Origin of the sequence: Faecalimonas sp. LCP19S3_D12 (assembly GCF_052121495.1) — a bacterium.
Lineage (GTDB): Bacteria > Bacillota > Clostridia > Lachnospirales > Lachnospiraceae > Faecalimonas.
Map to the genome: position 1 here is coordinate 42,937 of NZ_JBQKED010000024.1, position 10,222 is coordinate 53,158.

Here is a 10,222-nt window from a genome sequence, read left to right on the forward strand (position 1 = left end):
TTCCAACCCGTTCTTGATATATTTATATCTTTTTCCTGTATTCAATTCCTAAAATAAACAACCCAGTGATAAATATGATTGAAAAACAACCGATGGGAACAGCAATACCATGTTCAAGCATGGTACAAATCAATCTGCCCGGTGGTGTTATCCAACTCGTTACGGGATTTAAGATACAAGCCGCCAGCAGAATAACAATGCCAATCGTTCCACTCAAAGTTAAAAAACCGCCAATTAGTGTTTTTTTCATAGCATCTACCTCTTTTTATATCCGAAGATATTACTGGTTAGCATTAACTAACTATAAATATACCACAACAGGCAGCAATTATCAAGTATTTGCTTATTCATCAAAATCCGGGTACAGTTCCAGCTGGGCAAACTCGGCGTCGCTCATAGCCTGGAGCTTCATCAGGGCGCTGTCGGTCAGTTCCCTCAGTTCCGTTTCCTCCGGCGAAAGTTCGCCGCGCATCTCGGTCAGAGCCTCCATCAGCCCGGTGCGGCTGCCGGTGTTGTAGATACAAAGCAGGTTCATTTCTTCAAAAGTAAAGTTTCCCATATCAAAGCTCCCTTTCCGCGCTCTTTTTAGGCGCTGTCTTTTTGTGTTCCGTCCGGGGCTGGCTTTTCAGCTGCTCCATGACGGACTTTTTCTTGTCCCGTTCCTCCCGGTGGACAGCTTCCGCTAAATCCATGAGAGAGATTGGCTGGCCGCTGCGGGCCTGCTGTTCCAGCTGCGCCACGGTCGGCTCTTTTGGGCCGTTGTTGATGATGCCGTCGATCATGCCGTAGTCATCCTCCAGCATCATTTCCGCATTTTTCAGCGGATTGTCCGGCAGAAATCCGGGAATCTCGGTGAAACCAACGCTGTCGCAGTAATGACAGGATACCTTACCGTCCTGCTTGATGGCAACGATGTCGCTGACGCTCAGGGACGGGCTGTGAAAATCCACAGGCTTTTTCAGGTTGAACTGTTCATACAGCGTTTCCAGCTGCTCCATAGTGCTGCCGGAACCGTTCAGCGGGGCGGTGTAGATCAGGTCATAATTACTTCGGTCCACGGCCAGATTGTGCGATTGCAGCCAGTCCAGATTCATAAACCGTACATTCTGCGGATCGTCCCGGCTCACCTGATAAATGGCAAAGCAGCAGCCCTCATGGGCAAGAAATGCCTGCTCCCGTTCCAGCTGCCGTTCCTGCCGTTCCAGCACCTTTTCATGGAACTGGGGGCTTTTCTCCCATTCCTCGTGTTCCACACCGAAAAGTCCGCCATGCTCCATGATTTCTTCGGTGTCAAACACCATGCTCTCCGTGTTATCTTCATGGAGGACATAGACGGTCAGACCGGCAGCGTCCAGTTCCAGCGCCCGTTCTCTGGTGACAGGCAGCATCCCATCGTAAAAGTAGCCGTATTCCTGCATATCCGAAACAGATACTTCGCTGTCGGGCATGGGGTACTCATCCAAAGACTGTTCCTGAGCATCCGGCAGCTGGGTGGCGGTTGCTTCTGCGGTCTGCTGGTTGACCTGTTCCGGCTCCTGTTTGGCGGTCAGGTCAATGCCGCGCTCCTTACAGATTTCCTTGTAGTGGCATTCGATGTTGTTAATCAGCTCACAGGAAGTCTTATTGATGGTCTCCAGGCTGGCTCGCAGCTCCTTCAGCTCCTTGTCCTTGCTCCAGGTGGCGATATACCCGAAACTGTTTTCCCCGGTCTGGATGCCAAAATACTGGCAGACTGCATAGGAAATGCTTTCTGCTTCGACTTCTTCTGTGCGACGGTCCTTTTTCTGTTCCTGCAAAAACTGCGAGAGGGTAAGCATACCGCCGTTAAAATTCAGTCCGGTCTCATCTGTAAAATACAGCCTGCCTTCTTCTGAAAACTCTAACGGAGCAGTCAAAATAACAGAACCAGCGTGGTTCACCACCACTCTTTCCTCAACACAAATCGGGGAACCGGGGTCCTCATCCGAACCACGCAGGTCATAGCAATAAACGCCTTCGGGCAGATCATCACGGGAAATACGCCCGTTGGAAAACAGGGCGGGTTTCTCAAATAACTCTACTTCCTGATATTGTTCGTCATTGTCAATCTGAATTTTTTTCTGATTATGGAGCTTGCTGTGTGCAATTTCATGGACAGTGGCAGAAACGGTCTGCACCTCGCTCATGCCTTCCCGGATGGCGATGCGCTGCTGGTCGGGGGAAAAATAGCCGTCCGTGTTGGCGACCATCGGCTCAAACTCGATGGGAACCGGGGCAGAGCGCCGCAGGGCTTCCAGAAAGGCTTCATAGTGCGGCACAGTCCCCGAAAGGCTGGAGGACAGCTCTGGCAGGGGCTTGCCATCGGTCTGGCTCACATCAAACACCTTAACCGGGCGAAACATGGGGATTTCAATTTCTTTTTCCTCCATGACCGCCTTACCGTCTGCATCCAGAATGGGGGCATGGGTGTCCGGGTCGCGCTTCATTTCCTCGATTTTCTTTTTGTAGGGCGTGGGGGCGATGATGGTGATGCCATGCTCGCCCTTTTTCACATGGCGCGCAAACTGGTTTTTCCACTTGTTGAATCCAGCCACCAGCGTAGCTTCCGGCTTCTGCATATAGATGAGCATGGTGTTGTTCACCGAATAACGGTGAAACTTGGACATGACGGACAGATAGCGCATATACTTTTCGCTCTCGAACAGCTCCTTGATACCCTGTTCGATACCCGCTGTGATTTCCTGCAACCGTTCCCGGTTGGTGGGCTTATCAGCCATGATGTTCACTCTCCTCTCTAAATTGGCGATTGTTGATTGATGTTCAGCGATCCATAGCTTTTGTTCCTCCGGGCTGTCCTCCAGAAAAGAATCCAGCAGATAGCCGATATAATCCTTTTGCTGCACCGCCTCTAAAAAACGGGGGTGCATGGGTTCCTCCTGTGTTTTGGGTGTGTAGCCCGCTTCCCACTTGCGGAGAAGATGGAAGTAGTCCGCCAGAACCCGAAAGGCATGGTCCCGGTTCTCCTGAAACTTCTGCGCCTCGGTTTTCTGGCGAACATAGTTCCTCCGGGGAGGAGCCTGACTGTCATAGATAAGGCCAAAATCCTGCGCCAGCTTCTCGGCGGCTTCCTTGGGGGACAGGTTGTAGAGCCGGGCGGTCAGGTCTATCACATCGCCGGTGGCTCCGCAGCCGAAACAGTAGAAATATTCTTCGTTCAGCTTCATGCTGGGATTTTTGTCATCGTGGAAGGGACAGCAGGCCATGCCGCCCCTTTTGACCTCAATCCCATATCGTTCTGCGGCTTCCCGGACGGTGACAGACTGCTTGACCATCTCAAATACATTTGCGCCCATCGTCAATCAGCTTTCGGTTTGGGGATGGGCGGCCTGTACCCGGCAGCCTTGGCCCGTTCACTGGCAGCCTTGCGGCGCTCGGCGCTGTATGGCTCCCGGACGGACACACAGCGTTTGGGGACTGTAAAATTGTGCTTATCCTTTTTGCAGACCTGTTCCGGGTGCTTTTTGGAAAGGCGGGTCAGCTTCTCCATCAGTTTTCGGTCATGGGTATAAACTTCGGCGGTGTCCTCGGCCTGATTGTAGAGGAGAATGGTTTCCTGTTCATAAAGGGAGAGCTTCATTTTGCACCGCCTTTCTGCCGGTCAAATTCCAGCTTGAAGTTGGCGTACCGCCCATCGTCCTCCAGAACCACCGTGGCATCATAGGTCTTGCCGGTCTTTTCGGAATAGCAACCGGTGATCCTTGCGCGGCCATCCTTGAGCAGCGCCGTCACCAGTGCCTTGGTAGGCTGCTTTTTCTTGGCTGCCCACCATTTGTTGTTTTTCCAGATGGCAAATTTGCAGGATTCTGTCTGGCAGAAAAATCCTTTTTGCAGTTCCGCCACATCGCCGCCGCAGCGGGGGCATTTGCCCACCACTTCGCGGGGCGGCGTGAACAGGTACTCAGTCCCCTTGATGACCTGATAGGTTCCCACCAACTCCCGGAGCATGGCACAGATCCCACCCATGAAGTCCTCCGGGGACAGCTCGTCGCGCTCGATCTCGCTTAAACGGTGTTCCCATTCAGCGGTCAGCAGAGGCGATTGCAGCTGTTCCGGCAGCACGGTGATCAGGGACACCGCATCTTTGGATGGCATGAGCTGCACAGCTTTCTTACTCTTTTTGCGCTCCAAAAAGCCGGTGGACACCAGCTTTTCCAGAATCCCGGCGCGTGTGGCGGGAGTGCCAAGCCCTTTGCGCTCGGCATCGTCCGGCATTTCCTTTGAGCCGGCAGTTTCCATCGCGGAAAGCAGCGTATCCTCGGTGAAGTGTTTGGGCGGGCTGGTTTTGCCCTCCTTAACAGCGGCATTGGAAAGAGGCAGCGTCTGACCCTCGGACAGTTCTGGCAGACGGCCTCCGTCCGGCAGGGCCTTGTCCTCGGTTTCCTTGTCCGGCTCCGCATTTTTCAGCGCAGAACGGTAGGCAGTGTCCAGTGCCCGCCAGCCGGGGCGTTTCACCGTTTTGCCTTTGGTGGTAAACTCCGCACCGGCACACTCCACGGTGACAGCAGTTTCTGAGTAAGTATGCGGTTCCGCCACCGCGCACAACAGGCGTTGTGCTACCAGCTCCAGCACCGCCTTTTCACCCACCGGCAGGCCGGACAGGTCGGCGTTTTGGAGATTGCGGGTAGGGATCACTGCATGGTGGTCGGTCACTTTTTTGTCGTTGATAACCTGAGCCGCATCACAGGAAATGGCGATCCCTTTGCGAAACGGCATGGCATTGGCAACCAGATTGACCAGCACCGGCAATCCCTCCGCCATATCCGAAGTCAGATAGCGGCTGTCCGTGCGGGGATAGGTGCAGAGCTTCTTTTCGTACAGATTTTGGAGGTAGTCCAGGGTTTGCTGGGCCGTATATCCCAACAATCGGTTGGCATCCCGTTGGAGGGTAGTCAGGTCATAGAGGGCGGGCGGCTTTTCCGATTTGTCCCTGCGCTCCACCTTTTTCACCGTGGCAGCTGTACCCTGGCAGGCGGCTTTCAGCTGCTCGGCAGCAGCCTTATCCGCCATGCGCTCTCCGGAAACGGAAAAACCGGGCAGCTCCAGGACTACCGTGTAAAACGGAACCGGCTTGAAGGTGTCGATCTCGGCTTCCCGTTGGACGATGAGCGCCAGCGTTGGGGACATGACGCGCCCGATGTTGAGGGTACGGTGGTACAGCACCGAAAACAGTCTTGTGGCGTTGATCCCCACCAGCCAGTCCGCCTTGGCGCGGCAGAGAGCAGCTTGGCGCAGACCGTCATAATCGGCACCGGGGCGCAGGTTCGCAAAGCCCTCCCGAATAGCGGAATCCTCCATACTGGAAATCCACAGCCGCTTCATGGGTTTTTGGCATCCCGCCAGTTCATAGACGCTGCGGAAAATCAGTTCGCCCTCGCGGCCGGCATCGCAGGCGTTTACCACCTCGGTCACATCCGGGGCGTTCATCAGCTGTTTCAGCACAGCAAACTGTTTCTTCTTGTCTTTACCCACCACCATCTGCCAGTGTTCCGGCAGGATGGGCAGATCGTCATAACGCCACTTAGCGTAGTCCGGGTTATATACATCGGCATCGGCCAGCCCGGCCAGATGACCCACGCACCAGCTGACCCGCCAGCCGTTACCCTCCAGATACCCGTCTTTACGGACGGTTGCGCCGATCACGGCGGCCAGACTTTGTGCAACAGACGGTTTTTCAGCAATCACAAGTTTCATCATCTTCATCCTCCCATTCTTCCCGCACAGGCGTGTGCAGTTTTTTCTCAATGCTGTTTTCCTCATCCAGCAGCAGGTCATAGCCGAACCGGTAGTCATAGCGGTACAGCTTTCCCAGCAAATCGTTGATAAGGATACGGCAGGCCAGAATGACACGGGTTTTGTCCACCTGCAACAATCGGTAGCGTTGATAATTGCTGTAATATTCCTCATGGCGGCGGGTACGGCGGACGGTTTCCTCAAACAAAATATCCACCGGGTCTTGGTAGCCGTCCTCTTTTTCTCCCTCCATGCAGTTCAGAAGTTCCATCACCATAGGGAAGTTCCGTTCATCCATTGGGGCTTCTTCTGCCAGAAAGCCTACCAGTGCGGATAAGAGCAGGCGGGCGGCTGTCTGTTCCCGGTCTGTCAAAACTGCCATTGTCTGCGCAGCATCCGGCAGGAGCGTTTCTTCCACAAAATCCGCTGCGTCGCCTGAATAAAGCTGACGAATGGAATCTATGGACAGGGGAATCGCTGCGGCATCCAGGGAGAAATCAAAAGGTTCCTCCTGTGTGGGCTTTTTCCGAAATTTGCTCCACACAGTTGAGAGAATGTCGCTGCCAAAATAGACGGCGATCACCAGCAGGTCAAAAACCGCAAGCAGCTTGATAAATGTAATCAGAATACTCATTTTTTTCGTTTCCTTTCTTTGAGCCATCGTTCCATCTCACGGTGGCAGACTCCCACACAGGGCTGACCATAATTCCCGCATCCATAACAGGGGTGGCTTTTGGGTAAAGAAGGAGGACGGGAAGTTTCCTTCCCGCCCTCCGGCCTGCGTGTCATCATGCGTTCATAGGGGCTGTCGGTGAACCGGGTCATGGGGTCTCATCCTCACTTTCTTCACCGCCGCCCCTGTCAGCGTCCAGCTCGCCCGATTCCTCGTCCTCCAGTTCCATTTCTTCCTCATCCGGCAGTTCCTCGCCGTCCTCATAGTCATAATCGTCTGGATTGCTGTTGTTTTTATGGTTGGCTTTACCCTTAATAAATTTGAAGTAGGCAAAAGCAGCGCCGCCCATCACAGCCAGCACCAGCAGCAGGACAGCCGGATTTAACCCTGCGGGTTCTTTTTTCTCCGGTTCCGTGGGTTCCTTTGGCGGTTCCGGCTTCTTGCCGGTACAGCCGGTCATGTCCGTACTGCACACCTCGCATTTGGTGTTGACCGCACCGGCTTCGCATTTTTCCGTGCAGTTGCAGACAGCGGGCGGTTTCTCGGCGGATTGCCCGTCCTCCATCAGTGCCATCAGGTCGGCTTCATCCACCTGATTTAAGAAATGGACGGCGGTTTCCTTGTCCTCGTTGGCACGGTCAATGAGGATGTAGAAATAATTGCCGGATTTTGTGGTGACGGTGATGAGCTGCTTGTTGCCGCCGAAATCATCTACCAGGGCAGCATTGCCCTCCGGGGTCAGGGCAGGACTGTCCTCAGTTTCTTCCACCACATTGGTATCGTTGGTGGCATCCTCCGCCGGGGGCTGCTCCGGCCCTTGAGCAAAAGCGGTGACAGAAAAACCGCCCATCAGCACCAGTGCGGCGCAGAGGGCGGAAAGGGTCTTAAAAATTCTCTTATTCTTCATGGGCGGTGTCCTCCTGTTCTTCATGAGCATCCATACCGGGGAGTGTGCCGCCGGACAGCATGGCGCTTAACTGCTCCGGGGTCATACGCATAGCGCGCACCATCTGGACGATCTCCAGATTTTCCGCTTCGGTTTTCTGCGCTTCCAGCGCTTTCAGCTTTTCCTGATACTCTGCGATTTTCTCACGGGTTTTCGTAATTTCCCGGTCAATGCGTTCGATTTTCGTAGCCATAATCAATCACTCCTTATCAAAAGATTTGTCACCAGTTCATCAGACCGTAGCCCTTGATGCACTCGTAGTTCACATCGTAGCTTCTGATTTTGCAGGCATCGCCGCTGTTTCCCTCTACGGTATAGACCCGGCTGCCGTCTGTGCCGATGACGATGCCCACATGGTCGGCGCTGCCGTCCAGGTCCCAATCGAAGAAGATGGCGTCGCCGGGGGCCAGATTGTCATAGCCGCGCGCGCCCCATTGTCCATGGGACTGGAACCACGGGATGCCCTGGGACTGGCAGGCGGCAAAGCGCGGCTCGGATAATCCCATCTGCCCATAGCACCAGGACACAAAGCAGGCGCACCATTCCACACGGGAATTGAAGCCGTACCAGCTCCAGTAGGGCTGCCCGCCCACATTTCCCACCTGACGTTTGGCCAGTTCCACCAGCTCCGGGTTGCCGGGGCGTGTGCCATTTACAAACTCCACACCGTCCAAACTCTCGGAATCACTGGTATTTGTGGAGCCGCCGCCGAAGATCAGCGGCTTGTTGCCAAGCGTCTGCCGGTACACCTGATACATTTCCAGCTGCTCCGGGGTCAAAAGCTCTGTGGCAAGAGAGGAGATGGGGCGGCTCTCCAGCTTGACATGAAGAATCCGGTATTCGTATTCGTGGGTGTCGCCATCCTCGTCCGTATAGGTGCGAATCTGGATTTCCTCGGTGAGCGTCAGGGTATATTGGGCGGAAAACACGCGCTCCAGTTCGCCTTGGGCGCTGGACTGAGTGTAACCTTGCAGCACGGCGGACAGGTAGGCTGCCAGCTCATGGGGGTCATGCCCGATCATATCAAGGTCATAGCGGTACTCGTCATATCCCGGATGGCTGCTTTCGATGTTGTCGATCTCGGCTTGCAGCGCCGTTTCTCTGGCGGCGTAATCGGCCTCCACCGCAACAAGTTCCGGGTCATCCGACGGATAGGTGGAGCCGGAAATGGCAGAACCGATGCTCTGCGCCATCATGGAGCAGGAGGACATGGTGTTGAGCAGCAGGCAGATGAGCAGAAAAATTGCGCCCACAAGCAAGAAACCTTTTTTGTGGCGCATAACAAATGCTCCGGCCTGCTGTGCCTTTTCCTTGACCGTCTTGGCGGCCTTGCCGGTCTTTTTTGCGGTGTTGGCGGTGTTTCCGGCGCGCTTGGCGGCGGCGTATTCCTTTTTGATGGTCTGTTTCTGCTGCCAGCGTGAAAACGGATTGCTGGTAAGCTGGGGATTTTCCCGCAGGGACTTTTGATACAGGGCATTTACATTGGCCTTTTCCAGCTTTTGCTCCGCCTGTGCCGCCTTGCGGTAAGGTTTCAGATTGTGACTGCGGTAGCCTTCCCGAACAAGCCTAACGCCGGTCTCTGCGGTTTCCTCAGACTTGTGGGCGCTCTCCACGCCCACATTGTCCTGTTCCGTTTCACGGATTTCCTTGTGGAGTTTCCCCAGCGCCGCATCTCCCGGAGCATCCCGGACCGCATGGGACAGCTTGGAGGGCGGTTTTTTCTTGTCCTCCAGCACCAGTTTGGTGGTCACTTTGCCGGTCTTAGGGTCCACCGTTTTTTGCCGCACCTGCTTTTTGGAGATTTTCGCCTGCGCCTTGTCTGCTTTGGCGGCGGCCCGGTCAGCCTTGCGGATGGGCTTTTCCAGCGCCGGGTCAGCGCGTTCCTCGTCTGTAAAGTGCAGGCGCGGTTCCTTACGCATACCAGCCACCCGCCATCAGGTCATCCAGCAGCACACAGGTTTCCGCATATACCGGAATCTGAATGGTTTCTGCCGGAAAGACCGTTGTGGACAGGAAAATCGCCATCAGGGTTCCTCTTGCCATGTCCCGATCCTGAATCGGGCTGCCTATAAACAGCTTGGGAACATCCGGTATGCCCTCTGTCCAGATATGGTGAATCCGGGTAAATCCGGCATAGCCCTTGGGCGTGAGATTTTTTGCTGTCTTTTCCTGCTCATAGCAGTAATGGACGGCGGCGCGAAGCAGTTCCACCATCTGCTCACATCCGCTGACGGCGGCCAGAAGCAGACCTGCGCCTTTTTCAATTTCTTTCTTTGTCATGCTGTTCATCCTCCTTTTTTAAGTCCAACGGTTTGGTGGTCATTATGGCATAGAGTTCGGTGTTTTTCGGGAAGTGGTCCACGAAGGGCAGGATGGTGGAGCCGTAGAACAAAAGCCCTTCACCCTCGCCGGAGTGGGTCACATAGGAAAGCTGGTGCGGGGAAATGCCCAGCTGTTTGGCAAGAATCTGCCGGTCTCCGCCCGCCTGGTTGAGCATATACACGAAGTCGGAGTTTTCAAAGATGTTCTCCACCTCGCGGCTGCTCAAAAGGTCTTTGACGTTCTGCGTGATACCGGTCGGGATGCCGCCCCATTTACGGAATCGCTTCCAGATTTCCACCGTATAAGCGGCGGTCTGTTCCTCTTTCAGCAGCAGGTGCATCTCGTCGATGTAGTAACGGGTGGACTTATGGGCGGCGCGGTTGATGGTGACGCGGTTCCACACCTGATTGTGATAGGTAATCCGCCGCTTTTGCCATATCTCCCGATATGGTAGTCAGGACGGATTTTCCCCCACGTCGCACCGTGCGTGCGGCTTTCGTCGCACACGGCGC

At 54.7% G+C, this 10,222-nt stretch carries 11 protein-coding genes and 1 pseudogene; all 12 read right to left on the minus strand.

Annotated features, from left to right (window positions below; genetic code table 11):
• Positions 1-22: 22 nt before the first annotated feature.
• The gene (locus ACTQXY_RS08930) at positions 23-250 is read right to left on the minus strand and encodes a hypothetical protein (RefSeq protein WP_021659625.1); all 228 of its coding nucleotides are present in this window, start codon (positions 248-250) and stop codon (positions 23-25) included.
• Between the two features lie 93 nt (positions 251-343).
• Complete coding sequence (locus tag ACTQXY_RS08935; RefSeq protein ID WP_154466831.1) at positions 344-559, minus strand: transposon-transfer assisting family protein; 216 nt, start codon at positions 557-559, stop codon at positions 344-346.
• Between the two features lies 1 nt (position 560).
• On the minus strand, positions 561-3,332 hold the full coding sequence (locus tag ACTQXY_RS08940; RefSeq protein WP_441659171.1) for an LPD28 domain-containing protein: 2,772 nt from the start codon (positions 3,330-3,332) through the stop codon (positions 561-563).
• 2 nt (positions 3,333-3,334) lie between these two features.
• Complete coding sequence (locus ACTQXY_RS08945) at positions 3,335-3,616, minus strand: hypothetical protein (protein WP_002578878.1); 282 nt, start codon at positions 3,614-3,616, stop codon at positions 3,335-3,337.
• Positions 3,613-5,730 (minus strand): DNA topoisomerase 3, encoded by a 2,118-nt coding sequence (locus ACTQXY_RS08950; RefSeq protein ID WP_441659175.1) that lies wholly within the window; start codon positions 5,728-5,730, stop codon positions 3,613-3,615. The genes ACTQXY_RS08945 and ACTQXY_RS08950 overlap by 4 nt, the downstream gene beginning before the upstream one ends.
• Positions 5,711-6,403, minus strand: coding sequence for a conjugal transfer protein TraG (locus ACTQXY_RS08955; RefSeq protein ID WP_441659172.1), 693 nt, complete (start codon positions 6,401-6,403; stop codon positions 5,711-5,713). The genes ACTQXY_RS08950 and ACTQXY_RS08955 overlap by 20 nt, the downstream gene beginning before the upstream one ends.
• Positions 6,400-6,594, minus strand: a complete 195-nt coding sequence (locus ACTQXY_RS08960) for a hypothetical protein (RefSeq protein WP_412343421.1) — start codon at positions 6,592-6,594, stop codon at positions 6,400-6,402. The genes ACTQXY_RS08955 and ACTQXY_RS08960 overlap by 4 nt, the downstream gene beginning before the upstream one ends.
• Positions 6,591-7,349, minus strand: a complete 759-nt coding sequence (locus ACTQXY_RS08965) for a CD1107 family mobile element protein (RefSeq protein ID WP_441659173.1) — start codon at positions 7,347-7,349, stop codon at positions 6,591-6,593. Before ACTQXY_RS08965 ends, ACTQXY_RS08960 begins: the two co-directional genes overlap by 4 nt.
• A complete protein-coding gene (locus ACTQXY_RS08970; protein WP_441659176.1) occupies positions 7,339-7,584 on the minus strand; it encodes a DUF4315 family protein in 246 nt (81 codons plus the stop codon). Before ACTQXY_RS08970 ends, ACTQXY_RS08965 begins: the two co-directional genes overlap by 11 nt.
• 25 nt (positions 7,585-7,609) lie before the next feature.
• Positions 7,610-9,307 (minus strand): CD1108 family mobile element protein, encoded by a 1,698-nt coding sequence (locus ACTQXY_RS08975; RefSeq protein ID WP_441659174.1) that lies wholly within the window; start codon positions 9,305-9,307, stop codon positions 7,610-7,612.
• Positions 9,300-9,668, minus strand: a complete 369-nt coding sequence (locus tag ACTQXY_RS08980) for a hypothetical protein (RefSeq protein WP_154466843.1) — start codon at positions 9,666-9,668, stop codon at positions 9,300-9,302. The genes ACTQXY_RS08975 and ACTQXY_RS08980 overlap by 8 nt, the downstream gene beginning before the upstream one ends.
• Positions 9,649-10,119: pseudogene (locus ACTQXY_RS08985) on the minus strand (VirB4-like conjugal transfer ATPase, CD1110 family); the annotation flags it as partial. The gene ACTQXY_RS08980 and the pseudogene ACTQXY_RS08985, both read right to left, overlap by 20 nt.
• Positions 10,120-10,222: the final 103 nt, after the last annotated feature.